This window comes from Streptosporangium subroseum (assembly GCF_900188345.1).
GTDB lineage: Bacteria > Actinomycetota > Actinomycetes > Streptosporangiales > Streptosporangiaceae > Streptosporangium > Streptosporangium subroseum.
Map to the genome: position 1 here is coordinate 20,507 of NZ_FZOD01000056.1, position 26,852 is coordinate 47,358.

Consider the following 26,852-nt stretch of genomic DNA (forward strand, 5'->3'; position numbering starts at 1 on the left):
CCAGGCGGCCCCACCATGCCCGAAGGAAACGCACGATGTCCCTGACCAGTACCCGCGTGCATTCGCCCCGGGTCCTCTGGCTGACCGTCCCGTCTCTCGTGTGGTTCGCCGTCTTCTCGGTCGGCCCGCTCGCCGCCATGTTCGTCATCGCCACGCTGCGGTGGAAGGGGCTGCTGTACGAGCCCACGTACATCGGCCTGGAGAACATCGGACGCGTCTTCGCCGACCCGACGTTCCACGCCGCGGTGCGCAACAGCGTGATCCAGGTCGCCATCGCGATCCCGGTGATGATCCCGCTGGCCTTCATGCTCGGCTACCACCTCACCACCAAGCCGCGCGGTTACCGGATCCTGTCGGTGCTCTACTTCTCGCCGGGCCTCATCTCCATCTCCATGACCGGGATGATCTTCTACGGGGTGCTGTCCCCGAACGGCGGGGTCAACGGCCTGCTGCGCGGCATCGGCCTCGACTCCTGGGCCACCGCCTGGCTCGCCGACCCGAGCACCGCGCTGCCGAGCCTCATCGCGATCGACCTCTGGCGTGGCATCGGCTGGACCGCGGTGCTGTTCGCCGCCCGGCTGGCGAGCCTGCCGGCCGAGGTGATCGAGGCGGCCCAGATCGACGGCGCCGGGCGGATGCGCATCATGTGGCGGATCGCCTTCCCGATGGTCAAGGACTACGTCCGCACGCTGGCGATGTTGCAGTTCCTCTGGACGCTGTTCACCTCGGCCGCCCTGATCCTCCTGCTCACCAAGGGCGGGCCCGGCACCTCGTCGACCACGTTGTCGTACCTGGTCTACGCCAAGGCCTTCTCCCAGCGGGATCTCGGTTACAGCCAGGTGGTCGGCGTCGTGCTGCTCCTTCTCGGCGTCGCCGGCATGTTCCTCATCCGCGCGCTGCTGCGCGGCTCCGAGGAGGACTCCCGATGAACACACCACGCCGCAGTCGCAGCCCTCTGGCGACGGTCCTGTCCTGGTTGTACGTGCTGATCCTGGGGATCCCGCTGTACTACCTCGTGGTCAGTGCCATGAAGTCCAACATCGAGATCTTCACCCGGCCGTTCGCGCTGCCGGCGAACTGGTTGTGGGAGAACTTCGGCACCGCCTGGCAGACCGCCGACCTGGGGCGCGCCCTGCTCAACTCCGTACTCGTCTCGCTCGTGGCCATCGCGCTGACCCTGGGCCTCGCGGTGCCCGCGGCGTACGCGCTGGCCCGGACGGACAACCGGCTCGCCCGCGTGATCACGGGCACGTTCTCCGCGGGGTTCCTCATCCCGCCGTTCGCCGCGCTGATCCCCACGGTGGTCCTGGCGATCCAGGTGGGGCTCTACGGCACCCGCGAGTTCCAGATGCTGTTCCTGCCCGCGAGCGCGCTCCCGCTGTCGGTGCTCCTCCTCACGCAGTTCATGCGCACGGTGCCGCAGGCACTGGTGGAGTCGGCCGCCCTCGACGGCGCCGGGCACTGGCTGCTGCTGACCCGAGTCTTCGTGCCCATCGCGATGCCGGGCGTCGTCAGCGTGACGATCCTCCAGCTCCTCACCTTCTGGAACGAATACCTGTTCTCACTGACCATCACCGGCACCGGCCCGGACGTGCGGACGGTCCAGGTCGCCCTGCCGATGCTCGTCTCCGACGCGACCAACCTCGGCGTTCTCGCCGCCGGCACCGTGCTCACCGTCCTGCCGGTGTACGTCGTGTACTCGCTCATGAACCGTCGCATGCAAGAAGCACTCACCGCAGGGGCAGTCAAGGGATGATACAGATCACCACAGAGGTAACCACCTCCGCCGCCACCCGGCTCGACCTCGGTGGCGAGTGGGAGCTGACCTGGTCGGCGGGCCCGGACGACGTCCCCGAGGCCGTCCGCACGGCGGCCATCCCCGCGCAGGTGCCCGGCGAGGTGCACACGGCGCTCCTCGCGGCCGGCCTCCTCGCCGATCCCGACGTCGGGTGGGGCGAGCTGGCGCAGCGGTGGGTCGGTCACTCGCACTGGGTCTACCGGCGCCGCGTCCAGTGGGCGCCGACGCCCGGGGCCCGCACCGACCTCGTGGCCGACGGCCTCGACACGATCGCCGACGTCTACGTCAACGGCCGGCGGATCGGGGTCGCGCGTGACCAGCACCTGGCGTACCGGTGGCGCGTGGACGACGCATTGGTACCGGGCGACAACCTCGTCGAGGTGCGCTTCGCCTCGGCCTGGGACGCCGCCCGCGAGCACGAACGCGAGCACGGCCCGCTGCCGAGCCCGTACGACGAGCCCTACCCGCACGTGCGCAAGTCCGCGGCCAACTTCGGCTGGGACTGGGGACCGCACTACGTCACCGCCGGCATCTGGCGCGACATCCGGCTGGAGACCTACGTCGGCCGGATCGACCACGTCCGGCCGCTCGTCCACCTCGACCCCGACCACGCCGTCGCCCACGTGACGGCGCACGTGCGGGTGGACGCACCCACGGGCTCGGACGTGCGCGTCGACCTGATCGACCCCGACGGCCGGCCCGCCGGGTCGGCCGTCGGCACCGTCGCCGGCGACGAGGCGGCCATCGTCCTGCGCGTCGACGACCCCGACCTGTGGTGGCCGGTCGGCCTCGGCGCGCAGCCGATGTACCGCCTCCGCGTGGAGCTCGATCACGCCGGCACGGTGCTCGACTCCACCGCCGTCCGGGTGGGCCTGCGCAGCGTCGCGGTCGACGAGACCCCGGACGAGCTCGGGACGCGCTGGGCGCTCGTCGTCAACGGCCGGACCGTACGGGTACGCGGCTACAACTGGATCCCCGACGACACCCTCGCCAGCCGCGCCACGCCCGAACGGGTGGCGCGACGGATCGACCAGGCCGTCGCGGGAAACGCCAACCTCCTGCGCGTCTGGGGCGGCGGCCACTTCGCGACCGGGGAGTTCCTCGACGCCTGCGACGAGCGCGGCGTCCTGGTCTGGCACGACTTCCTCTTCGCCTGCGCCGCCTACAGCGAGGACGACGAGATGGTCGAGCTGGTGACCGCGGAGGCGGAACAGGCCGTCGCGCGGATGTCGGCCCACCCGAGCCTGGTGCTCTGGTGCGGCGGCAACGAGACGGTCCTCGGCTGGCACCACTGGGGGTGGGCCGACCAGGTCGGGCTGCGCGGGTGGGGCGCGCGCTACTACCTCGACGTGCTGCCCGGTGTCCTGGCCCGCCTGGATCCGACGCGGCCCTACGTGCCCAACTCGCCCTGGTCGGGCACCGTCGACCGGGATCCACTCGTCGACACGCACGGCCTGAGCCACCTGTGGGACGCCTGGAACGAGCGTGACTACGCCCACTACCGCGACCACGACCCGGCGTTCGTCGCGGAGATGGGCTGGTGCGGTCCCCCCGCGTGGACCACGCTCGGGCGCGTCGTCGTGGGCGAGACGCCCGGGCCCGACTCGCCCCAGACCCTCCACCACCTGCGCGCGATCGACGGCGTGCACAAGCTGACCCGCGGCCTCCAGCCGCACGTGCCCACCCCTCGCAGCGACGCCGACTGGCACTTCGCGACCCAGGTGGTCCAGGCCCGCGCGGTCTCGGCCGGCGTCGAGTGGCTGCGCTCGCGCGAGCGCTGCGGCGGGGCCGTCGTATGGCAGCTCAACGACTGCTGGCCGGTGATCAGCTGGTCGGCCGTCGACAGCGAGGGCATCGAGAAGCCCCTCTGGCACGCCCTCCGCCGCTCGTTCGCCCCCCGGCTGGCCACGGTCCAGCCGGTCAGTCCCGGGCCGACCCACGACCCCACCGGCGACGAGGGTCTCGTGCTCGTGCTCGTGAACGACGCGGACGCCGCCTGGCGTCCCGACGTCCTCATCCGGCGGGTCGGGCTGGACGGCCGGGAGCACGCACGGACGCGGGTACGGCCCGACTGCCCGGCCGGCGGCCTCGTCCGGCTGGCCGTCGACCCCGCGGTCGGACGGCCCGCCGACCCGCGGGCCGAACTGCTCGTCGTCGACGCCGACGGGGTGCGGACCACCTGGTCCTATCGCCCGGAACGGGAAACGACGGCCCCGCGGCCCGAGCGCGTCGTCGACGTCTCCGTCGTCGACGGCGCGCTGCACGTCACGGTCACCGCCGTGACCATGCTGCGCGACGTGTGCGTGTCCGCCGACCGGCTCGCCGAGCCGCTCGGTCTGGAGCCGCCCTCGCTCGCCGTGGACGACGCCCTCGTCACGCTCCTGCCGGGCGAGAGCCATGTGTTCCGAATCATCCGCCGAGACGGCCGCGCGATCCCTCCGGACCGTGCCGCCGCTCTCTCCACCACACTGCTCGACGTCTCGGTCCGGTCCTTCGGGGAGGTCACCGGTTCCGCTGGGAATTCGCTCTGCAACGAAGGAACCCCATGAACAAACTCCGAAGGACCCTCAGGGTCGCGCTAGGCGCGATACTCAGCGCCGTCGTGGTCACGGCGGCGGCGGTGCCGTCGATCGCGGCGGTGCAGGCGGCCCCGGCCGGTCGCCAGATCCACGTGGCCAAGGACGGAAAAGACACCAACGCCGGTACGGCGGCCGCGCCGTATCTGACGATCAACCACGCGGCACAGGAGGCGCAGCCCGGCGACACGGTGGTCGTCCATGCCGGGCTGTACCGCGAGACGGTCAAGCCGGCACGCGGTGGCGAGGGTGAGACGAGCCGCATCACCTACACGAACGCCGGCGACGGAGAGGCGGTCATCAAGGGCTCGGAGGAGATCGACACCTGGGTCAGGCAGAGCGGCGACGTCTGGAAGGTCACCCTGCCGGCCACCTTCTTCGGTGACTACAACCCCTACGCCACCGGGCAGCCCCAGGGAGGCGAAGGCGGCGCCTTCCCGGGCTACACCGCGGGTGACGTCTACCTGAACGAGCAGGCCTACTACGAGAAGGCCTCGCTGGACAAGGTGGCGGCCGCGCCCGACACCTGGTACTCGGAGGTGTCCGGCGGCACCACCGTCATCTACGCCAACTTCGACGGCGCCGACCCGAACGCCAAGCTGGCGGAGATCAACGTGCGCCGGCAGGTGTTCGCGCCGGACGCGTGGGGTCTGGGCTACATCACCGTCCACGGGTTCACCGTCAAGCACGCGGCCGGCACCTACTCCGACTTCCCGAGCAGTCCCTCCCGGCGGCAGGCCGGCGCCATCAGCGTCAACGGCGGACTGAAGTGGATCATCGAGAACAACACCGTCGTCAACGCGCGCACGATCGCCATCGACATCGGTCTCGGCTGTGACGAATGGGCCGGAAACCGGCCCGGCCAGACACGGACGAACTTCCGCGACACCGACAAGTACGGCTCGCACATCGTCCGCAACAACTACATCGCGAAGTCCGGCCAGTCCGGCATCGCGGGTGTCTTCTCCTGGAACTCCGACATTCAGTACAACATGATCGAGGACACGAACTACCGCGGCGAGTTCAGCGGCGCGGAGACGGCCCCGATCAAGGTTCACTACATGAACGAGGGGCTCATCCAGGGCAACTACATCAAGAACTCGAAGGGCGGCAACTCCGCGGGCATCTGGACGGACTGGGGAAACCAGAACGTCCGCATCACCGGCAACATCGTGATGAACAGCCCGTGGGGCTACTACGCGGAGGCCGTCCACGGCCCCATCCTCGTGGACAACAACGTCTTCATCGGCAACAGCGACATCCGGATGCTGGACGCCACCGGCGTCGTGTTCGCCAACAACCTGTTCGTCGACAACGGTCGCATCAACGTGGACGGCGGCGGCAGGGACGCCTACTACTTCCAGCCGGGCACGATGAACGAGACGACCGCGCCCACCTCCGTCCAGAAGTTCTTCTGGTACAACAACCTGGTCCAGGGGTCGACGCTGCCGGCCGACGCCTCCGGCAAGACGCAGGTCAAGGAGGGCAACTCCACCGGCGCCCTGTCCGGCATCCAGGTCACGGCGACCAACCGGGAGGTGAAGCTCGGCTTCGACCTCGACGCCTCCGGCATCAGCGGCCTGACTCCCGTGACGAAGGCCCGGGTCGGCGTCATCCCGAACGCCGGCGAGAGCATCGCCGCCGACGTGACCACCGACTTCTTCGGCAACCCGATCAACGCCGGAAACGTCATGGCCGGACCGTTCGCCGGCGCGAAGGACGGTGCCAACTCCTTCACGTTGTGGCCGCCTGCGGGCCAGACCGTGCCGACACCGCCGGAGCCGCCGGTCGACGTGCCGGTCAACCTGTCGCGGGGCGCCGACGCGAAGGCCGTCGCCTCCTACCAGGACGGCAACCTGCTCGCCGCGAACGCGATCGACGGCAACGGCTCGTCGCGCTGGTCCACCGACCACAGCAACGACCCGAACGCCTGGATCTACGTCGACCTCGGTGACGAGTACGACGTGTCCAGGGCCGTCCTGTCATGGGAGGCGGCCTACGCGAAGTCGTACAAGATCCAGGTCTCGGACGACGCGGAGAAGTGGTCGGACGTCTACACGACCACGACCGGCGGCGGCGGCGTCGAGACCGTGCCGATCCGCAAGACCGCACGCTACGTCCGCATGCAGGGCGTCCTGCCGAACACGCCGTACGGATACTCCCTGTACGAGTTCGAGGTGTACGGCACCCCCGCCGTGCCGGAGGCCCCGGTCAACGTCGCGCTGAACCTGCCGCCGTCCGCGTACACGGCGTCGTCGCAGTCCAACGACGGCAGCGGCGAGCACGACAGCCAGCCGCAGAACGACCGCTCCGCGTTCCGCGCGTTCGACGGCAACCCCGCCACGCGCTGGGGCTCAGGCGGCGGGGACGGCAACTGGATCCAGGTGGACCTGGGCAAGACGCACGTCCTCGACAAGGTCGTGCTCACCTGGGAATCCGCCTACTCCTCCACGTACAAGATCCAGACGTCGGAGGACGGCAGCACCTGGAAGGATGTCCGTTCCCACGACGACTCCTCACCCACCGGCGACCACACGGACGAGATCGCGCTCGACCCGCCGGCGGAGGGCCGCTACGTCCGCATGCAGGGCACCAAGGCGGCGACGCAGTGGGGCCTGTCGCTTTATGAGTTCGAGGTGTACGGCACGGTGAAGCCGGCCGACACCGCCCCGGACTGGCCGGCGTCGGCGCAGCTCCAGGTGAGCGCGGTGACGGGCACATCGGCGACCGCCACCTGGCCCGCCGCGACCGACAGCCAGGCGGTGACCGGCTACAAGGTCTACCTCGGCCAGGCGCTGAAGAGCACGCTGGGAGCGGACGCGCGCAGCTACGCGGTGACGGGCCTGGCCGCCGGCCGGACCTACACCGTGAAGGTGACGGCGCTCGACGCGAACGGCAACGAGAGCGGCGGCCTGACGAAGACGTTCACGACGTCCGGCAACCCGGCGACGAGGGCGCTGTCCACCTCCTACCCGCGCACCTACGCGGACTGGGAGGACGGCCTGCTCGCGGGCGACGGCAAGCAGGGCATCATCGTCTTCGGCGACCCGAACGACGAGACGGTCGTCTTCAACGACCGGGACTTCTTCATGGCACGGTCGGAGGCCCGTCCACATCGGACGTTCAACGCCGTCAGCCAGGCGAACATCAAGAAGATCCGGGACCTGGTGATCGCCGGCAAGTATCAGGAGGCCAACCAGCTCGCGGCCGACGTGCAGGGATACCAGGGCGGCGGCGAGGGCAGCAAGCACCCGGGCTTCAAGATGACCCTCAAGTCGCCGGCCACCGGTGAGGTCGTCAACTACGTCCGGTCCACCGACTACTCCTCGGGCGTCGTCTCGGTGAACTGGAGCGACGACAAGGGCGACTGGAAGCGCGACTCCTTCGTGTCGCAGACGGACGGCGCCACCGTCCAGTATCTGCCGGCCCCGGCGGGGCAGAAGCTCGACGTCAAGCTCGGCCTGTCCATCGACCCGGGCATGAACCTGCTCAACAAGGGCCTGACGGCCGTCAACAACTCCACCGTCGACTACCTCAACCTGCGGGTGAAGTACCCGAACGGCAGCTACAACGCCGGGTACGAGGGCGTCACGCGGATCGTGACGGACGGCGTCAAGACAATGTCCGGCACCGACGTGCAGGTCACGGGCGCGACCTACGTGACGCTGCTGTCGCTGACCCAGCGCTACGACGGCACGTACGAGGGCGGCGTCCCCGCCGAGCAGGAGTGGAACAAGCAGCTCCTGCAGACGAAGCTGGCGGCGCTCTCCGGCGACTACCAGACGCTGCTGAGCCGTCACGTGGCCAAGCACAGCGAGATCTTCAACCGCGTCTCCGTCGACTTCGGGGCGAGCCCCGAAGACCGCTCGAAGTCCAACGAGGAACTGCTCGCCGCGCAGAAGACCGCGACGACGCCGAACCTGGCGCTGTTCGAGCGGATGTTCAACTCCGGCCGCTACCACCTGCTCGCGTCGAGCAGCCCGACGGCCGCGCCCGACCTGCTCGGCAACTGGACCGGCGACAGCAACGTCGGCTGGGACGGCTACTACCACCTGGACGCCAACCTCAACCTGCAGATCTCCGGCGGCAACATCGGCAACATGCCGGAGGCGATGCAGGGCTACTGGTGGCTCAACAAGCAGTGGCAGGAGGACTTCCGGACCAACGCCCAGAAGCTGCTCGGCACGCGAGGCATGCTGACGGGCGGCAACACGCCCAACGGGGAAGGCCTCATCTCCAACATCAACTTCGACTACCCGTACCAGTACGTCACGGGTGGCGAGTCGTGGCTGCTCTACCCCTTCTGGGAGCACTACCAGGTGACGGGGGACAGGAAGTTCCTCGAAGAGCAGTACTACCCGCTGATCCGGGACATGGGTGACTTCTACGAGGACTTCCTCGTCGAGAAGGACGCCAACGGCAAGTACATCTTCGCCGGGTCCATCTCGCCGGAGAACCGCCCGGCCGGCGGCGTGCCGCTCTCCGTCAACTCGGTCTACGACATCTCCGGCGCCCGGTTCGCGCTGTCGACGCTGATCGAGACGAGCAAGCTGCTCAGCAAGGACCAGGACAAGATCGCGGTCTGGCAGGAGAAGCTCGACAACCTGCCTCCGTACCTGGTCAACAACGACGGCGCGCTGGCCGAGTGGGCCTCGCCGGACCTGGCGAACAAGAACAACTACCAGCACCGGCACTCCAGCGGCCTGATGCCCGTCTGGCCGTACCGCGAGATCACGCCGGAGAAGAACAAGACGCTGTATGACGCGGCCAAGGTGTTCCTGCAGAAGAAGGACGGCGGCAACTACGAGAACGCCGGCCACGGCCTGCTGCACGGTGCGCTGATCGCCGCAGACCTGAACAACGCCGAGTCCGTCAACGCGAAACTGATGCGGTTCGCCAAGGACGACTACTACTACAGCAGCCTGGCGACGTCGCACTACAACAACCACGGTGTGTTCGCCACCGACGTCGTCAACTCCGTACCGACGATCATGATGGAGATGCTGGCCAAGACCGATCCCGGCACGCTGGAACTGCTTCCCGCGCTGCCCAAAGGTCTGAAGAAGGGCTCCATCTCCGGCATGCTGGGCAAGAGCCGGTTCAGCATCGACGACCTCGACTGGGACATGGACACCCGCAAGGTGAAGGTGACGTTGACCTCCGACGTCGACCAGAACCTCACGCTGATCCAGCGCGCCGGCATCGAAGAGATCACCAGCGCCGACATCCAGGTCCAGAACTCGCCGCTCGGCGGCATCGCCCGCGTCCTTCCGCTGAAGAAGGACCAGACGGTGACGCTCGAGCTCACGCTGAAGGACACGACGCGGGTCAACCTGGCCCAGGGCAAGACCGCGCGCGCCTCCTCGGAGTCCAGCGGCGACTACACCGCCGCCAAGGCGTTCGACGGCGACCCGGCCACGCGCTGGAGCGCGAGTGAGAGCGCGGACAACTGGCTCCAGGTGGACCTGGGCGGCATCTACGCCCTCAACGAAGTCGACCTGAGCTGGGAGGACTCCTACGCCAAGCGCTACAGGCTGCAGGTGTCGATGGACGGCACCAGCTGGAAGGACGTCCACACCCAGTCCGACTCACGCAGCGGCACGGAGAAGATCCCGGTGAGCGCGCTGGGCCGTTACGTGCGGATGCAGGGTGTGCAGAAGGCCGGCCAGTGGGGCTACTCGCTCTACGAGATGGAGGTGTACGGCCAGGAGGCGCCGAACATCGCCCTCGGCAAGACGGCGACCGCGTCCTCGGCCTCGAACGCCCAGCAGACCGCCGTCGCCGCCTTCGACGGCGACGGCACGACCCGCTGGGGTGCGAGCGAGAGCGCGGACAACTGGCTGCAGGTGGACCTGGGGGACACGTACACCGTCTACCAGGTCGCCATTAACTGGGAGGATTCCTACGCCAAGGGATACAAGCTGCAGACCTCTCCCGACGGCCAGAAATGGACGGACGCGTTCACCGAAACCGCGGGTAACGGCGGCACGGACCTCGTCGACCTGAACGCCGACACCCGGTACATCCGGATGCAGGGCACCGCGAAGGCCGGCCAGTGGGGCTATTCGATATACGAGATGAAGGTCTACGGTGCCCTCCCGGACACCGGGACCACCATCCTCATCTCCGGTGTCGCGGACGGCGTCGAGTACGGCGACAGCCAGGACGTGACCATCGCCTGGGAGGTCGCCGGCGCCGGCATCAAGACCGTGACCGGCACGCTGGACGACCAGCCGTTCACGTCCGGGACCGTCCAGCAGCTCCACAAGCTGGCCCTGGGCGACCACACGCTCACCGTCACCGTCGAGGCCCAGCCCGGCGGCACGTACGAGCAGTCGGTGACGTTCACCACCGTCACCTCGACCGACGAGATCTCCGCCCTGATCGAGCGACTCCAGGCCGCCGGCCAGCTGTCGCCCACCGGTGCCGCGAAGCTCCAGGACAAGATCTCCAAGGTCATGGTCTCCGAGGACAAGGAACGCGAGCGCGACAAGAAGAAGATCGTCAAAAAGCTTGACCGCTTCATCGAGGCGGCCAACGACCCGAAGATCATCTCCGACTCGACGGTGAAGGCGACGCTCATCCGCGACGCCAACTCACTGATCGTGGAAAACGGCGGCACGCCCGTCTAAGCCCGGCCCGGGGCGCCGGGCTTTCCGCCCGGCGCTTCTCCCGAAGGGGGTGCCCCGCAACCTGCGGGGCACCCCTCTCATATTTCCCGGCGGGCCCCTGTCGAGCCGGTCGTGGCGCTACTCGCTCATTTGGACCAAGCCGGTCCGATGACCTCAGGAATGGCGCCTCTGATCTTTGCTGCGAGTTTCTCGGGCTGACGGCATGGGCGGACCGGCCGATGAAGCGCCAAGATCAAGAACGCCCGCGCCCGGCGATCGGGCACCTCCCACCCGAGGAGTACGAGGCCGTCTACTACGCTCGACAGCACCCCAGCCAGCTCGCCGGAATCAGCCGCTGAGGTCTCCATCGAACTCGGGGCGGTTCATCTCCGCGCCACCGGCGAACGTCGATCACGGCAGGTGAGGTCGCTGAGCTCGGCTTCGGCTCGGTCGTGAGTGACCGTGATCGGCCCCTCGTCACCCTGCCTGGTTAATGGCCTGCCAATGGTTCGGTCGTCATTGGGGAAACCCAGGGGTCGCCGTTCTGCGGTGGGCAGAACGCATAGGAGCTGACCGGGCCACCGACTTACGATGTGCGTATGCCCGACACCACCCGACCGCCCATGCCCTCCGACGAACCGACCGCGCCACGCCGGACGACGGAGCCGCTGTGGCGTGACGCGCTCGGCCAGTGCCTGAGGAGCCTGCGTCTCGAGCGCGGCGAGATACTGATCGAGACTGCCCGCCGTGCCGGGGTCTCGCCGCAGTACCTCTCCGAGATGGAACGCGGGGTCAAGGAGCCTTCGAGTGAGATGATCGCCGCAGTCGCCGGTGCCCTGGACGTGACGCTCGGTGAGTTGACGCTCGAGGTCGCCACGAGCCTGCGGGCCGCGCCGATCGGAACCGCTCCGGCGGGCCCGACCTGCCAGGTCGCCTACGCGCTGGCCGCATAGGCGGATTCTCCCTACGTGGGGATCGGTTGCCGTTCCTCGATCACATGGTCGATAAGACCGTAGTCCAGCGCTGTCGTCGCGGTGAACACGCGATCGCGATCCGTGTCGGCGCGCAGCGTCGCGATGTCCTGCCCGGTGTGCCGGGAGAGGATGCTCTCGATGTCCGCGCGCACGCGGACGACCTCGTCCGCCTGGAGAATGAGGTCCGGGATCGCTCCTCGCCCCTGCCCCATCGGCTGGTGCAGGACGACGCGGGCGTGGGTCAGCGCGGCGCGTTTGCCGGGAGCGCCCGCGGCAAGAAGCACGGCGCCGACCGCGACCGCTTGCCCCACGCACGTCGTCGCCACTTGCGGACGGATGTAGCGCATCGTGTCGTACACGGCGAGCATCGCGCTCGGGTCTCCACCCTCGCAATTGATGTACAGCTGGATCTCGCGGTCGGGACTGTCGGATTCCAGGTGCAGCAACTGCGCGACGAGAGCGTTCGCGACACCCGCGTCGATGGCGGTGCCGAGATAGATGATCCGCTCCGTCAGCAGTTGCGAGTAGACGTCCATGATCCGTTCACCGCGAGGGTGCTGCGCGATGACGTTCGGAATCGTGTAGGTGCTCATCGGACGGCTCCTTCGGACGGGAAGCCGAGCCCGATGGGACGATGGCTGGTAGGCGCGACTTCGTCGAAACTGCTGACGATCATGTCGATGAACCCATATTCGAGCGCTTGCCGCGCCGTGTACCAGCGATCGTGCAGCGAGTCCTCGAAGATCCGTTCAAGGGGTTGGCCGGTGTCTTCGGCGATGAGCCCGAGCACCGTGTCACGGGTGTGGCGCAGGTCGCCCGCCTGCAGTTCGATGTCGACGGCGGCGCCGGCGATACCGGCGGAGCCCTGGTGCATCAGCACCCGGGCGTGCGGCATGGCGCGGCGCTTGCCGCGGGTTCCGGACGACAACAGGAATTGGCCGGCGCTGTAGGCGATGCCGAGCACCATCGTGGACACGTCGCACGGGATGAGCCGCATGACATCGCGGATCGCAAGCATCGACGGCACCGATCCGCCGGGGGAATGGATCCACAGCGCGATATCGGACGACGAATCCACTTTCGCCAGGGTGATCAGCTGCGTTGCCAGCAACGTGCCGTTGTCGTCGTCGAGCGCGCCGTCGAGCACAAGAACACGTTCTTGGTAGAGCTCACGCCGCATTCGTTCGTTGAACAACGGGACTTTCTGTTCATTGCTCATGCCTTCACTCTGCGCCACCGCACGCACCGGCCACAGCCCGATCTGCCCACGGCAGATCCGCCCAGAGCAGCAGAACCAAGACAATAACCACCGTGCACTTGCCGAAAAAATACGCCCGCGCAGGTGAGGTAGAGGAGCGTATGCCCACTATCGATGAGGCCAAGCGGCCTGACATGCCGAAGAACGTCCCTCTGCTGGGCGTCTACGCGGCCATGCCATGGTCATCGTCGAGATGCTGCTCCCGGCCGATCGGCACGAGTCGGAAGACGCCTACGCCATCGCCTGCTCGGTCGTGGTGAAGGCTGCGATGCGCTTGGCCGAAGGTAAATCTCGTAGGGCAGGCGCTGAGCGGAGCGTGCCGTACCGCTTTAGAATCAAATCTGAGATCCACTGCCAGGCCATTCGTAGAGAGCGAGCCTGACGTGTCTGATCCCCAGACAACCCCCGACTCTCGCCCCGCTCTGCTCTGGCGAATTCTCATCGTGTTCGCCGTCACCGTCCTGCTCTGGTTGTTCGTCTATCACGGCACCCCGCTCGCCTACGACTACGACCGCCTTACCCATGCCGCCAGGGCCGTCCTCACGACGGTTCTCATCGTTCCCATGGTTGTGGCCGCCCGCCGCCTGCTCGACCGTCGTCCCTGGAGCGGCCTCGGCCTGCCCTCCTTGCGTGTCGGCGGGCGGCGCCTGCTGCTTGGAATGGCCTGCTGGCTCATCCCCGCAGCCATAGGTTTTGCGCTCTGTCTCGGCTTCGGCTGGGTGGAGATCAGCCTGCGCACCTCGGCTGCGGACGCGCTCCGAGTGGCAGCGCTCCTGGTCGTGCTCGCCTTCCTGTACGAGGCGCTGCCGGAGGAACTCGTCTTCCGCGGCTACCTGCAGCGCAACCTCGTCACCGTGCTGCCGGCCTGGCAGGCGGTCATCGGGCAGGCCGCGCTGTTCACGCTGTTCGGATTTCTCGTCGGGGCCGCCACCTCCCTCGACAGGCTCCTCATCCTCCTCTTCTTCGCCCTCGTCCTTGGCGGCTTCCGCGTCGCCACCGGCGATATCTGGGCGGGCATCGGCTTCCACCTCGCCTTCCAGACCGTCGCCCAGCTGTTCGACGGCCCGGGGGCCGTCTTCGACGTCACCGGACCTGGCACCCTGGGACTCGTCGCCTTGGGCGGCTTGCCGTTCTCGCTCGGCTGGATAGCCATGGAGCGTCTCCACCGAGAGCGCCTGAACTGGCAGGTCCTCGAACCGGACCCTGTTCGTTGACGGCGTAGGGCAGCGATCCCTTAGACCGTCGTCGCGCTCGGGGCGGCCCAGGGAGTGCTCCAATCGATGTCCTGGCCGTTGTACCGGACCGTCGGGGTGCCCTGGACTCCCTGGGCGAGGGCCGTCATGGACAGCTGTTCGGCCTTGTCGGAGGTTTCCTTCGAGGAGATGCAGGCGGCGAAGTCGGCCTGATGGACTCCGGCCTTCTCGGCCAGAACCATCAGGTCCCGGACGGCGAAGCCGCCGTCCTGCGCCTCGCTGGGTTGCGCGGCGTACAGGGCGTCGTGGTAGGCGAGCCACTGCTCGGGGTCGGTGACGCACAGGGCCGCCGTAAGGGCACGATGCGAGTTCTCGTGCATCGGCGAGTCCTGGAAGATCGTCATGGGGTGAATCAGCAGCGCGAACTCGCCGCGGAGGGCGGCCTCCCGGGCTGCTTTTCCGTTCCCCCGCTCGAACTCCTGGCAGACCGGGCACTGGTAGTCCTCGTACACCTCAAGGAGCGGGCGTTCCACGCCTGGCTGGGCGATCATGACGCTGCCGTCGGGACGTACGGTGACCAGCTCCGCGAGGGACGAACGCGCCGAAGAGATGCCGGTCGCGTCCTGGACGTCGACCAGGGAGGAGTAGGCCACGAGGGCGCCGAACAGCCCCAAAGCCATGATCACGGCGACGAACCGGCGGGTTCTCCTTGGCTTCGAGGGCACATCAAGGAGGCTCACGCCCTGCACCTTTCCCTAAGCAATCGACCGAAATGGCACTCTAGCGGTGATTTCGACAGCGAGACCCCGTTGACGGAGCGCGGGCACCAGCGGTGGATGCGCCGCCCGCGATCGACCCGATGAAAGGCCCAGGATCGAGAGGGATCGGGCACGTAGCGGGCACGGAAGATCGAAAAAGAATCAGGCCCGGGTCCGGAGGTTATCCGTGACCTGGGCCTTTGAGCGTGGAGCGGGTGACGGGAACCGAACCCGCGCTGTCGGCTTGGGAAGCATCCACTGACCTTGCTGCCCTGAGCTGGGAAAACAGGGGTGCAGGTCAGAGCCGGTCGAGTCCCCGATCCGCCGTCGCGGGCCGGGGACCTCGTCGTTCTCGGAGCGCGACCGGCAACGTGCGGCCGCGAACCTCACCGATCACTCGGAGCGGGCCGGAGACTCGCGGTCGTTTCCACCGGTGTCCGGGCGGCCGAGAGCCAGGCCGAGCGCGGCGAAGGTGAGCATCCAGGCCGTGAGCGTCAGCCGGCCGACGGTGAAGGTGTCATCGCCGGACAGGAAGACACCGGGGAGGACCAGCAGGAAGACCGCCAGGCCGCAGGCGAGCGGGGTGTACATGGCCCATCCCGTCCACCGTCTGGTCTTGACGGTGGCGATTCCGGCCAGGACGAACCCGATGCCGATGACGATGCTGGAGATGCCGTAGCCCGCATCGAGGGTGTCGCTCTGAGGCGTGGGATACGCCGAGTCCGCCAGCGCGATCGCGCCGGCCTCGCACAGGGTCAGCGCCACGAGACCCACCATCGCCGTCCACGAACCGGCGCGTCCCAGACCACCTCCCGCCGCACCGGAGCGGATGAGCCCGAGCACACCGGCGAGCAGCAGCAGGTGGTTGACGATGAGCAGACTTTCCGAGACGACGAAGGCCCCCGGAGTGTGGGGGTAGCTGTACCGGTCGACGGCGACGGCGGGCGAGATCAGGAGGCCCACCAGCGCGACGAGCACGCCGATGACCGCGCCGAGTAGGCAGAGCCGCCCGGAGATGCGTACGAAGCCGGGCCGCGTCCCGGTTGCGGAGGTGATGTTCATATGCCGGACGGTAGGGAATGGCGGGCGCGGCGCCATCCGGGAAACCACTCAGCGGAGTACTCAGACCCACCACGCCCCGGGATCGCGGTTTACGATCACTCAATGGAGGACGGCGTTTTCGTCGGCCGGGTCCGGGAGTTGGCGGACCTGGAAAGGCGCGTGGCCGCGGCCCGCGAGGGCAGCGGCGCGCTGGTCCTGGTGGAGGGCGAGGCCGGTGCCGGGAAGACGGCACTGGCCCATTCGATCGTGCGTCGCGCGCGGCGTGCCGGTGTGCGGGCGGCGTGGGGCTCCTGCCGCGAGGGCGAAGGCGCGCCGGCCTACCAGCCGTGGGTTCAGATCCTGCGCGGGCTGGGGCAGTCCTCCATGATGTTGCTCGATCCGGCTGTCACCGAGACGGGCAGCCGCTTCCACGTCTTCGAGGACGTGGTGGGAATGCTCCACGGCGCCGCCGGCGACGCGGGCCTGCTGCTGATCCTCGATGACCTGCACTGGGCGGACGTGCCGTCGATACGGTTGCTGGAGGCGGTCGCGTCGACGGTCGCCGACTCCCGGCTGCTGGTGATCGGGCTCTGCCGCACCCGCGACACGTCCCCGCATACCGAGCCGGCCGAGGCGCTGCGGCCGTTGACCAGGGAGCGGGCCACCACCCGTCTGAGCCTGGGAGGACTCGCCCCGGCCGAGGTCGCCGAGCTGGCCGCGCGTGTGCTCGGGCGTCGCCCGGAGCCTGCTCTGCTGAGCGCGGTGGATGAGCGCGCCGAGGGCAATCCGCTGTTCGTGCTGGAACTGCTGCGGCTGGTTGAAACGGTCGGGAGCCTCGACCCCGGACTGCCCGGCGGCGTGCGCCACGTCGTCGGACGCCGCCTGGACGGCCTGCCGACGGCGACCCGCCGACTGCTGAGGCACGCCGCGGTGCTGGGGCGCGAGTTCACCGGCGAGGCGGTGGGCGCGCTTGTCGGCGAGGAGATCGAGGATGTGCTCGACCTTCTCGACCCCGCACTCGCGGCGAACGTGATCCGTGCCGACGGGCACTCCCTGCGCTTCACACATGTGCTGACGCAGGAGGTGCTGTACGCCGAGCTGCCCACCGCCGCGCGCCGTCGGCTGCACGCGCGGGCGGCCGACGTCGTCAGGTCGACGAGTGCGGGGGAGATCCCGGTCGATGCCCTGGCGTATCACCTGCGCCAGTCCGCTCCGCTCGGCAACGCGGAGGAGGCGCTGCGGGTCACGCGTACGGCCGCGACGAGGGCACGTGCCCAACTGGCCTACGAGCACGCGGCCTTCCAGTACCGCGCGGCGCTCGACCTGCTGGCGCTGGTGCCGTACGGCGCCGCCCAACGGCCGGAGCTGCTGCTGGAGCTGGCGCGATGCGAGTTCCGTTCCGGCGCGGTGGAGGAGGCGTGGCGGTCGTGCCAGGCGGCGGCCGACCTGGGGCGGGCGACGGGCGAGGGAGCGGTCGTCGCGGATGCCGCGACCGTGTTGCGGGGCATCTCCAACTCGCCGGTGACGGCTGCGATCCACGTGCTGTGCCGGGAGGCGCTGGCCATGCTGGGCGGCTCCGACGAGGTACGCGAGGCGAAGGCGCTGGCTCAGCTCGTCATCACGGCGGATCCCTTCGCCGAACGTGGCGAGAGCGACCTGAGCCTGCGCGCCCTGCGCATGGCCGAGGCGACCGGTGACCCCGACGCACGGTTCCTGGCCATGCAGGCGCGCTACACCGAGCTGGGCAACGGCCGGCACGTGCTGGAGCGACTGTCGATCGGTGAGCGCGCGATCCGGCTCGCGGGCGAGACCGGATACTACGAATACGCGGCGTGGGGACACACCTGGCGGCTGGACGCGTTCTGGGAGCTGGGCCGGCGGATCCAGCTCGACGCCGAGCTGAAGGCGTTCGGCGCGGTCGTGGCGCAGCTGCGAGAGCCGCTGTGGCGGTGGAGACTCATCTCGATGCAGGCGGCGACGGCCCTGCTGGAGGGCCGTTTCGAACAGGCGCGCCTGCTGGCTGACGAGGCGTTGGCGATCGGGTTGCGCGGTGGACACGAGGGCGCGGAGTTCGTCCACCTGGTCTTCCGCTCGCACCTGGGCCTGCAGGACGGGACGGGGCTGGATCAGGTCGAGGCCGCCGTGCGCGGGTTCGTGGAGACCGGACCCTACCTGGCGCGGAGCTGGCATGCGCTCGTGCTCGCCGGCATGGGACGACGCGACGACGCCAAGGCGCTCTGGGAGGCCATCACCCCGCATCTGGCCGCCTTCCCCCGCGACGCACCGGAGTGGATCGTCTCCGGGGCCGGGAACGCCCAGCTCTGCGTCGCGTTCGACGACCGCGTCACGGCCGCCGCCGTCTACGAGGCACTGCTGCCGTACGCGGACCGGCAGGTCGCCCCCGAGTCGCACACCCCCGGCTCCGGCCCGGTGTCGCTGTATCTCGGCATGCTCGCGACGCTCCTGCGGCGATGGGAGGCGGCAGAGGCGCATCTGCACGCCGCGCTGGCATCCTGCCAGGCGATGGGCTCGGCGCCGTACGAGGCGTACACCCGGCTGGAACTGGCCCGGATGCTCCGGCTGCACCCGCCGTCCGGCGCGGGCGCGGCCGCCGACGAGCACCTTGGCGGCGCGGTGCGGATCGCCCGCCGCGTGGGCATGCCGTCGCTGCTGGCCGACGCCGAGACGCTGCACGAGGCCCGGGGACGCGCGGGCGTGCTCACCCCACGCGAGGAACAGGTCGCCGAACTGGTCGCCGAGGGGCTCAGCAACCGGCAGATCGCCCACCGCCTGCGCATGGCGGAACGCACGGCGGAAAACCACGTCACGCACATCCTGACCAAGCTCGGCTTCGACTCCCGCGCCCGCGTCGCCGCCTGGTACACCGCACGCCGGCACACAGGCTGAGTACCGGCCTGAGTGGTCCCCCGGATGGCCACCGCCACCGCAACGCCTAGCGTGACCGATGGCGTCGGTCGATCGGCCGAGGGAGGAAGCAGCGTGATGCATGCGGTGATCGGCATCTGGACCGTGGACCCGGCCTGGCACGACGAGCAACGCCGCCTGCTGCGGGAGGAGATCATCCCGCTGGTCACGCGCCAGCCCGGGTTCCTGACCGGCTACTGGATGCACGATCCGGAGAGCGGCAGGAGCCACACGACGGCCATATTCGGCGATCGGGAGTCGGCTGACGTGTTCAAGGCACTCGTCGAGAGCGGCACCCGGCAGGCCGCCCGGGTCGGCCTCGTCAGCACCGTTCTGACCACCGTCGAGATCGTCGCCCACGCGGGTCGGCAGCGTGATGACGACGAAGGGGAGGGGAAGGCCGACACACCGGTGCCGGTGGACTGATCAAGGGTTGCCGTCGCTACCCGTGCGTCGCCAGTCCGTACATCGCCGTGGAGAGCAGGCGTTCGATCAGGTCCGCGATCGTCACCGCTCGCCCCGGGGCGGACGATGAAGTGGAACTGGTGGACCTGCCCGATCCGCGGCCCGCGGCGGGACAGATTCGCATCAGAATGGCTGGAGCCGCGGTCAACGCGGCCGATCTTCACATCATCGACGCCTCACGCGATGAGGTCAGGACAGGCGGCTCCGTGCCGCACCTCGGCCTGGGGCTGGACGTGGCCGGCGTTGTCGACATGGCGGGGCCCGGCGTCCGCGATTTCGCCGTCGGCACGCCGGTCGCGGCGCTCACCTTCCCGCACGCCCCGCACGCCGCCGCGGGAACGGCCGCCGAGTACGTGAGGGCCGGAGCGGCGGAGACGCGCACAACCCTCGACGGGGCGAGCGGCTTCGACGCGGTGCTGGACACCGCCCTGCTGAACGAGGCGGCCCTGCGGCCGGTCCACGACCACGGAACCTACGCGGGGGTCTTCCCCGGCCTCGAACCCGCCTCCGAACGCGGCACCACCGTTACCTCCGCGGTGGTGGTCCCCGACGGCGCCCTCCTGCGGGAAATGCTCGCGCTGACCGCGCGGGGAGTCCTGGAACCGCGCCGGGCCGGCACGTTGCCCCTGGAGGAGGCCGCGTACGCGTACCGCGCCTTCCGCGACGGCGCACACCGCGGCCGATGGATGCTCACGAGCTGATACGGCCGCTTGGTCCGTCAGGCGGCTCGTCACCACCTCATGAGATGCCATGCCCGATGGCTTCGGCGGCCGCGAGCTTGTTGACGTAGTCACGCGGATGGGCGGGACCGGGCAGCGGAGTTCAAGGGCACCGGCGAGATCAAGCCAGGTAAGAACAGCCAGGCCGTCCACGAGGTCGTCCTGTCCGTCGAAGACGATCTCGGCCGGATCGAACCACGCGAACATCGCTGAACGGCTCGCAGGGGCCTGTGCCGTACGGCCGGGGCTCGCACCGTGAGTAACCGCGCTTCTCCGCCCGTTCTGGCACGCATCTGGCACGGACACGGGGTGCTGTCCTTCCTGCTTGCGATCGCCCGGCCGATGTTGTCCCACATCTTCGATCTTGTCGGTGGGTGAATCTAGGATTCCCGATCATGGCAAAAGATCGGGTTCCCCTGGTGCAGACCAAGCAGATAGATCTTGGAGTGCATTATCACGGGGTCCACCTCGCTGATGGCGAGGACTTCTGGGACCGTTGGCAGGCTGGGCCTGGGCCCGTTGGCAGGCTGGGCCTGGGCCCGTTGGCAGGCTGGGCCGCCGATTTGCTCTGCCGAGATCATCCAGGATGAGGGGAGCTTCGTCGGCCTGCACACCGGTCTCCACACAGGCATCGTGGACTTCACCGTGACCGTTGCGGACGGTGATCCAGGATCCGATCTTGATGGCTATGAAGACGTGGTAGAGATCAGCTACGGGTTCTCATCGGATCTGATCTCGCTGGTGGAATGGGGCGATGAGGCGATCCACCATCTTCCGCCGCTGCCTGCCGGCCCTGGAACATACCGTCTGAGATACCACGCGCGAGGGATGGATGAGGCGAACGCAAGGGACACCTCGGATGTAGCAATCGATCACTATCTCCTACAGATGTGGCCTGCGCCGCTGTATGACCCTGCCGTACTCAAATCCACGAGCTCGTACCTTCGAGATCAGCTGAGCATCGAATGAACCATGAAACCGAGCTGACGTTGTCAGCTTGGGAAGTCTCCAACGCACTTGACCTCTGAGCTGGGTAAGCGCTGACCTGCAGGGGAGAGGGCCGAGCGCTCGCAGTTTCCCTTGATCACCCTCCTGGCGGGCACGGGGAATGTCTGCGCCGTCGATCGCCCCCAGCTCCGTACGGAGATCAGCAACCCGCAGGCGATCACGAAGGCAGTGGTGGCGGCCGACGATGCAGAACTGTCAGCAGAATACCGACCGGTGTCGTAATCACTATCAGTGCCATAAAGAGCAGTGCGTCTATGCGAATATTCATTTGAGGTTCGTAGGTGAGCATGTACCATTCTTCAATGGCAGCCAGGAACCAAGCAACGGCTGGCGAAAGAAGGTGCTCTGAGCGCAGCCGTGTACGGCGTAGGGCCAGGAAGAGCGTTACAAAAACGAACCCACCAAGAGCCAAGGATAAGGGCTGATACAGCACTTCGATCACGCGGCTACTCCTGTCATTCTGGGTCAATTTTAAGTGGCGCCAATATACGTTGAGGGCAGCGCCATCAGAAGTGCACTCCCGATACCCAGCTGCCCCACCCCCAGCGCTTGGGAACCTCGACTGTATAGCCACCCGGAAGCATGGCCTTCTCGAGCTCGTTGCCAAGCTCTAAACCCAGATCGCTGGCCTCGCTCCAATAAGCGTGAAAGTGCTTCTTGTCCATCGTGGTGATCTCGATCCTCCGCTCGGCGTCGATGAGCGTGGCGGTCCAGACCTTGCCCGAACGGATCTGGTTGAGCACGATAGACATGTCTGCCTGCTGAGAATCGTCACGATTAAGCAAGAACAGGCCGCCGATGAGTACCAAGCCTGCGGTGACGGAGCACACGATGAACGTCCTGAACCGCGAGGATTTTTTCTGGTGCCGACGAGGGATTGCGGGCTGCTTCTCGATCATGCCTACAGCATGTCAGTCCACTCTCCGCGTTTGAAGGCCATGGGTTCACTCCCGTAAATGAATATAGCGGTCATGAGAGCAATCTCGATTGCAGTAGCACATCACCAGTTTGGAAGATCTCGGTACGCGCCCCTGTGAGCTGCAACGTCCCAGTTCTGAGGCGGCCTTGCACTGCCCGTGAGTGCTCGTGATCCCCGTTCATTCCCCGGCCTTGCTGACACGTGAATGGTGCGGCCTGAGAACCCTGTGCGGACGCACGGGGTTCTCCCCGACGGGACAATCAGGCCCCCTCGGCCATCTACGGCTCTCGCGTCGGAACGTCGATCATCCCGGAGCCGAGGCCTCCCGCCGGAGGCAATAGACGGTATGGGGGTGGATAGGGCAGGCTTGATCGAAATAATGATCAGATGCTGAGGACAGGGTGGGCGAGTTGAGAGAGCTTTTTGTGTGGCTGTGGGGAGTGCTTTCGTGGTTATTCTCGGTGGCGGTGCTGTTCTTGGTGATCTATGTGGCGATACGGCTGGCGCTCACACATGATCGTCGGAGTCAGGTTCCGCGTCCGCGCGATGTGGCGGATGCGGAGCTGCGGGAGCGTGTGGCGGTGGAGAGAACAGCGCAGAAGCAAGAAGCGGAGGAGCGAGCGGCTCGAGGGCGTGAAGCGGAAGAAGCTGACGACGTGTAGCGGCGGCGGGCCGGTGGTCGGCGCATTAGCTGGGTATGGCGGGCGTGCGGTGCGGGTACGGCTCGGGTCGCTGCCGGCCGGGATCGGCGCCCACGCCGCATGCCTGGGCGGCGGGCGGCAGAGGGCCGGGTACGGCGGCGCGGCGCGCCGTCGCCTTGACCACGCGGGCCGCGCTGATTTATCCGCACACCGAGACCGGGTGGGACCAGATGGTCGCCGATGGCATGGGCAGACTGGCCGACGAGGCGTTGGGAAAGGCCCAGGATCGAGAGGGATCGGACACGGAAGATCGAAGTGGGTTCCGAAAAGAATCGGGCCCGGGTTCGGAAGTTGTCCATGACCTGGGCCTTTTCGTTTGGAGCGGGTGACGGGAATCGAACCCGCGCTGTCAGCTTGGGAATCATCTACTGACCTTGCTGTCCTGAGCTGGGAAAACGGGAGTGCAGTTCAGGGCGGGTCGAGTGACCGTGAGTCCCCGTGAGTAACCGCGCTTCCCCACCTGTTCTGGCACGCATCTGGCACGAAGTCTCGATGTCAAGGCATCGCTGATACGGCGGTTGGGCTGGGGTAAGCGCAGACGCTTACGTAGACTCAGAGGTATGACTGCCGGGCACGCGCACGAGGAGCTCCACCATCTGGTCGATCGACTTTCTCCGGACCAGGCGCGCCGTCTGCTGCGTCTGGTGAAGACGGATCCGGAGTTGGCTGAAACCGTGGACGAAGAGACCGATGAGCCGGTTCGGCGTCGGCGGTTGTCGATCGCGGGGATCGGTGCCTCCGGTGAAGGGGATCTGTCGGAACGGGTCGAAGATCTGCTGGCGGAGCGGTTCAATCGGTCAACGTGACTTCCACGCTCCTGGACACTGGCCCCTTGATCGCTGTTGTTGATCGAGATGACAAGCACCACGCCTCATGCGTGCGTCTCCTCGAAGAGTTGGAGGGGCCACTCCTGCTGCCTTCGACTATCTTGATCGAGGCGGGGTGGACCATTAACAGGCACATGGGGCCTCGCGTGCATGCGCAGTTTCTTGATCTAGCGATTGAGGAGTTTGAACTGGTCGATCTGGTGCCAGTCGATGTGCGACGAATGGCAGAGCTCGTCCGCACCTACCGAGACGCTCGACTCGACCCGGCTGACGTGTCCGTGGTCGCCATCGCAGAGCGCCTGAACGTTACTTAAATCGCGACGCTGGACCGACGTGACTTCACTTTGATCCGACCTCAACATGTGCCGGCGTTCACGCTTCTACCGAAAGTGCTTGGCTGACCTGGCCTGACAAGGGTGGAGCGGGTGACGGGAATCGAACCCGCGCTGTCAGCTTGGGAACCGTATGGATCACGCCTCGTAGGACGGCTGACCTGCGCTTCGGGTCAGTCGTGAGTGACTGCGGTTGATCCCTCGTTGCCCCCTTAATGGCACGACGATCAACAGATGAGGTGTTGCGGATGGCGTTTACCTACGTCGATGTTGCCTGGCTGGCCGAAGACGACGAGCTGGGCGATCTGTGGTGTCTGACCTTCGTGCGTGGAGTCAGCGAGGTGCAGGCGCTTCGCCGGCTGGGTGCCGACCAGGAGAGTATCCGGCCACTCACCTATGACGAGTTGATAGACGATGGCCTTTTTCCTGAGACGGTGCTGGTGGGGCGAGTGGGCGACTGGACGGTGCTCATCGAGGAGAGCGGGTGGACGTGCACGGAAGCCGACAAGGCACGGGCCCTCTCGGCCGGGACCGTGGCCGTGGCGGTGCTGCGGCACGACTACGCATCCGACGGCTTCGTCTACGCGGTGGACGGGGAGTTGGTCACGCACTTCAATCCCAAGATTCCCCAATGGCGGCACGGGAGTGATCCCGATCGGCTCAACGACCTGATGAGGCAGGTGGGCCTTGATCCCGACGACGTACCCGGAACCGGTGCTGAGGCACCGTCGTCCGCGTCCGGGGCACTTCTCCTCGCAGCCCGGTTGACCGGCGTGGTGCTGACCCCGGAGATTGTCAAAGGGCCGCTCATGAGTGGCGTCGTTGGCTGATCCGTCCACGATGCCATGTCCGACAGCCGACCTTGAGAGGCTGGCACCGTATTCCGCTGCCCGGAATCTGCCCGCGCTGCAGCACGGCTCGAACTCACAACCTGCGGATTAAAAGATCGGCTGGGGTTTGTTCCGGACGGTTCAACGCAGACCGGCAGGTATACGTGGTCCATCCTGAACGGTCTGGGACGACTTCGAATTGCAACTGGAAGTGCAACAGGACTCTTTCCGCCCCACCTGCGATCACTTGCCTAGACCGGACCGGAACAGCTCGCTGATTAGGCGGCCTCTTCGGGGCGGAAGACGGCTGCTGTGACGGGCGCACGCAGCGTCCAGCCCAGGGAGCGGTAGAGCCCGAGTCCGTCCCGGGTCGCGACGAGGACACCGGTTCGCGCTCCTTGGATCGCGGCGTAGTGGCCAAGGGCACTCATGACGCGGCTGCCCAACCCTCGACGGCGATGCGATGGGTGAGTCTCCACCTGGTCGACGATCGCGAACGACCCGGTCCGTGCGATCCGCCCCCTGGCGGCTATCTGCTCATCGGAGCCGAGGACTTCTGCATCGGTGACGGCACCCTGTGTCGTAACCCGCAGTGCGTAACCGGTCGGCATGGAGAACTCGGCGGAGCGCAGGGAAACCGTCATCATGTACTCGGGGTCCTTTACGAGCCAGCCGGTCGGCAGTACGGCGGCGACGGCCTCCACTTCCGCGCAAACCTTGAGCCAGGTTCCCGGGGCGAGCGGCTCCCGTGTCAGACGGCGGAGGGCTGCCGGATCAAATCGGGGCAGCACGTAGCGGATGAGGTGGCCTGACAGTCCCACATCGATCCTGTAACCGTCCGGCACCGCCACTGGTGATTCGGTCGCGCGGGAGAGCGTCCATCCCTGTACCCAGGCCGCGGCCACTTCCGGGAGGGCTCCGACGTCTTCAGAGGCGTTGGCCGGGGTACCAAGCACCGTCAGTCCCTTCGTGAACATCACAGACCTACCGGACACCTTATTGCGACTTCCTCGCAATAAGGGATCCTACTCCCGTTAGAGGCCTCTGGCCGACCCGCCATCGTCGTAACCAGTTTGGAAGATTGCGGTGCGTGACGCTCCGGCCTGCTGCGTTCCAGTTCAGAGACGGTTTCGCCTTACCCGTGAGTCCCCGCGGTTCTCCCTTGCTTATCCTCCTGACGGGCACGCAACGGGCATGGGGGACGTCTGGTCCTTCGTTACCTGGCGCCCGGTGGGCCGGGACTGAGGAACGAAGTCTCGGCCTGTCGATCGCCCCAGCCCCGTATGGAGATCAGCCGTCACCAGGCGATCGTGAGAGTGGTACGAGTGCGGCAGACGTTTGGTTCGATTCGACTATCTGAGATCAGTCGCACATGGTCATGAGGCGACGGATGCTCTGTTCGGGTTCTTCTCCCTCGGTGTAGAGGACTGTCGTCGCGAAAGCGTGATTCCCCGTGTTGTGCACCCACTGATGGAGGAAGTCGTACCCGTCCCTGCTGATCCAGTTGGTTCCCTTCGCGGCGAGGCTGCGCTGCCGCAGTACCTGGACAGATCGTTCGAGGTCGGGGGAGGGCAGCACAAGCACCACATGGTTGACAGGGCGAAGCGCAGTCTGGACACGCTGGAACAGTTCGGGTTGCGTGTAGTGGCTGTGGCCGGCCCCCAGGGAGATGATCGTGCCCGGGTGGTCAGCGACAATGCGTTCCACGGCATGAGCGCGCGCAGGTTCCCACTCCTGCTCGGCTGCGACTCGGCCCACGGCCTGGATGCGGTCACGCAGCTTGTCCATGCTCCATCCCACCTCGGCGTAATAGGTCTCGCCGAGTGCGTCAATGTCGACGAAGCTTTTTTCTGCCGCTGAGGCCAGTCCGTCACCGAGTGTGCTCTTTCCTGTTGCGGCCGGACCAATGAGGACCAT

Annotated in this window: 22 protein-coding genes; 14 read left to right on the forward strand and 8 right to left on the reverse strand. The window is 67.3% G+C overall.

The window, feature by feature from the left end:
• The first annotated feature begins 35 nt into the window (after positions 1-35).
• The 5 genes from CHC08_RS36505 (at position 36) to CHC08_RS36525 (ending at position 11,938) form a co-directional block, all read left to right on the forward strand.
• Positions 36-929, forward strand: a complete 894-nt coding sequence (locus tag CHC08_RS36505; protein WP_089211950.1) for a carbohydrate ABC transporter permease — start codon at positions 36-38, stop codon at positions 927-929.
• On the forward strand, positions 926-1,756 hold the full coding sequence (locus CHC08_RS36510) for a carbohydrate ABC transporter permease (RefSeq protein ID WP_089211951.1): 831 nt from the start codon (positions 926-928) through the stop codon (positions 1,754-1,756). The genes CHC08_RS36505 and CHC08_RS36510 overlap by 4 nt, the downstream gene beginning before the upstream one ends.
• A complete protein-coding gene (locus tag CHC08_RS36515; RefSeq protein ID WP_089211952.1) occupies positions 1,753-4,347 on the forward strand; it encodes a glycoside hydrolase family 2 protein in 2,595 nt (864 codons plus the stop codon). Before CHC08_RS36510 ends, CHC08_RS36515 begins: the two co-directional genes overlap by 4 nt.
• Positions 4,344-11,006: a discoidin domain-containing protein gene (locus CHC08_RS50930; RefSeq protein ID WP_089211953.1), complete on the forward strand. Its 6,663-nt coding sequence runs from the start codon at positions 4,344-4,346 to the stop codon at positions 11,004-11,006. The genes CHC08_RS36515 and CHC08_RS50930 overlap by 4 nt, the downstream gene beginning before the upstream one ends.
• Before the next feature lie 578 nt (positions 11,007-11,584).
• Positions 11,585-11,938: a helix-turn-helix domain-containing protein gene (locus CHC08_RS36525; protein WP_218825658.1), complete on the forward strand. Its 354-nt coding sequence runs from the start codon at positions 11,585-11,587 to the stop codon at positions 11,936-11,938.
• An 11-nt stretch (positions 11,939-11,949) separates the two neighbouring features.
• Here CHC08_RS36525 and CHC08_RS36530 read toward each other — a convergent pair whose 3' ends face one another.
• The gene (locus tag CHC08_RS36530; protein WP_089211954.1) at positions 11,950-12,552 is read right to left on the reverse strand and encodes a ClpP family protease; all 603 of its coding nucleotides are present in this window, start codon (positions 12,550-12,552) and stop codon (positions 11,950-11,952) included.
• Positions 12,549-13,178 carry a ClpP family protease gene (locus CHC08_RS36535; protein WP_089211955.1) on the reverse strand — a complete coding sequence of 210 codons (630 nt, stop codon included), beginning with the start codon at positions 13,176-13,178 and terminating at the stop codon, positions 12,549-12,551. Before CHC08_RS36535 ends, CHC08_RS36530 begins: the two co-directional genes overlap by 4 nt.
• Positions 13,179-13,600: 422 nt before the next feature.
• Between CHC08_RS36535 and CHC08_RS36545 the strand changes: the two genes are divergently transcribed.
• Positions 13,601-14,431, forward strand: coding sequence for a CPBP family intramembrane glutamic endopeptidase (locus CHC08_RS36545; RefSeq protein WP_143653486.1), 831 nt, complete (start codon positions 13,601-13,603; stop codon positions 14,429-14,431).
• A gap of 20 nt (positions 14,432-14,451) precedes the next feature.
• Here CHC08_RS36545 and CHC08_RS36550 read toward each other — a convergent pair whose 3' ends face one another.
• Complete coding sequence (locus CHC08_RS36550; RefSeq protein WP_143653487.1) at positions 14,452-15,150, reverse strand: DsbA family protein; 699 nt, start codon at positions 15,148-15,150, stop codon at positions 14,452-14,454.
• A gap of 411 nt (positions 15,151-15,561) precedes the next feature.
• Positions 15,562-16,230, reverse strand: coding sequence for a hypothetical protein (locus tag CHC08_RS36555; RefSeq protein ID WP_089211959.1), 669 nt, complete (start codon positions 16,228-16,230; stop codon positions 15,562-15,564).
• Positions 16,231-16,332: 102 nt separating this feature from the next.
• Between CHC08_RS36555 and CHC08_RS36560 the strand changes: the two genes are divergently transcribed.
• The 4 genes from CHC08_RS36560 (at position 16,333) to CHC08_RS48765 (ending at position 21,287) form a co-directional block, all read left to right on the forward strand.
• A complete protein-coding gene (locus CHC08_RS36560) occupies positions 16,333-19,116 on the forward strand; it encodes an ATP-binding protein (RefSeq protein ID WP_179282416.1) in 2,784 nt (927 codons plus the stop codon).
• A gap of 96 nt (positions 19,117-19,212) precedes the next feature.
• Positions 19,213-19,560: a hypothetical protein gene (locus CHC08_RS36565; protein ID WP_089211961.1), complete on the forward strand. Its 348-nt coding sequence runs from the start codon at positions 19,213-19,215 to the stop codon at positions 19,558-19,560.
• A gap of 110 nt (positions 19,561-19,670) precedes the next feature.
• Entirely contained in the window at positions 19,671-20,300 is a 630-nt protein-coding gene (locus tag CHC08_RS36570; protein ID WP_089211962.1) for a zinc-binding dehydrogenase, read from the forward strand.
• A gap of 651 nt (positions 20,301-20,951) precedes the next feature.
• The gene (locus CHC08_RS48765) at positions 20,952-21,287 is read left to right on the forward strand and encodes a hypothetical protein (protein ID WP_143653488.1); all 336 of its coding nucleotides are present in this window, start codon (positions 20,952-20,954) and stop codon (positions 21,285-21,287) included.
• A gap of 196 nt (positions 21,288-21,483) precedes the next feature.
• Here the strand turns inward: CHC08_RS48765 and CHC08_RS48770 are convergent, their stop codons facing one another.
• A complete protein-coding gene (locus CHC08_RS48770; protein WP_143653489.1) occupies positions 21,484-21,768 on the reverse strand; it encodes a hypothetical protein in 285 nt (94 codons plus the stop codon).
• A 64-nt stretch (positions 21,769-21,832) separates the two neighbouring features.
• The gene (locus CHC08_RS36580) at positions 21,833-22,225 is read right to left on the reverse strand and encodes a hypothetical protein (protein ID WP_089211964.1); all 393 of its coding nucleotides are present in this window, start codon (positions 22,223-22,225) and stop codon (positions 21,833-21,835) included.
• Positions 22,226-22,646: 421 nt separating this feature from the next.
• Here CHC08_RS36580 and CHC08_RS36585 point away from each other — a divergent pair, with 421 nt between their 5' ends.
• The 4 genes from CHC08_RS36585 (at position 22,647) to CHC08_RS36600 (ending at position 24,935) form a co-directional block, all read left to right on the forward strand.
• Positions 22,647-22,907, forward strand: a complete 261-nt coding sequence (locus CHC08_RS36585; protein WP_089211965.1) for a hypothetical protein — start codon at positions 22,647-22,649, stop codon at positions 22,905-22,907.
• Positions 22,908-23,506: 599 nt separating this feature from the next.
• Positions 23,507-23,752, forward strand: a complete 246-nt coding sequence (locus tag CHC08_RS36590) for a hypothetical protein (RefSeq protein ID WP_089211966.1) — start codon at positions 23,507-23,509, stop codon at positions 23,750-23,752.
• The gene (locus tag CHC08_RS36595; RefSeq protein WP_275937231.1) at positions 23,749-24,087 is read left to right on the forward strand and encodes a type II toxin-antitoxin system VapC family toxin; all 339 of its coding nucleotides are present in this window, start codon (positions 23,749-23,751) and stop codon (positions 24,085-24,087) included. Before CHC08_RS36590 ends, CHC08_RS36595 begins: the two co-directional genes overlap by 4 nt.
• A 266-nt stretch (positions 24,088-24,353) precedes the next feature.
• On the forward strand, positions 24,354-24,935 hold the full coding sequence (locus CHC08_RS36600) for a DUF6461 domain-containing protein (RefSeq protein ID WP_089211967.1): 582 nt from the start codon (positions 24,354-24,356) through the stop codon (positions 24,933-24,935).
• Between the two features lie 278 nt (positions 24,936-25,213).
• Here the strand turns inward: CHC08_RS36600 and CHC08_RS36605 are convergent, their stop codons facing one another.
• Positions 25,214-25,912 carry a GNAT family N-acetyltransferase gene (locus CHC08_RS36605; protein ID WP_089211968.1) on the reverse strand — a complete coding sequence of 233 codons (699 nt, stop codon included), beginning with the start codon at positions 25,910-25,912 and terminating at the stop codon, positions 25,214-25,216.
• Between the two features lie 385 nt (positions 25,913-26,297).
• Positions 26,298-26,852, reverse strand: a complete 555-nt coding sequence (locus CHC08_RS36610) for a nucleoside/nucleotide kinase family protein (RefSeq protein ID WP_089211969.1) — start codon at positions 26,850-26,852, stop codon at positions 26,298-26,300.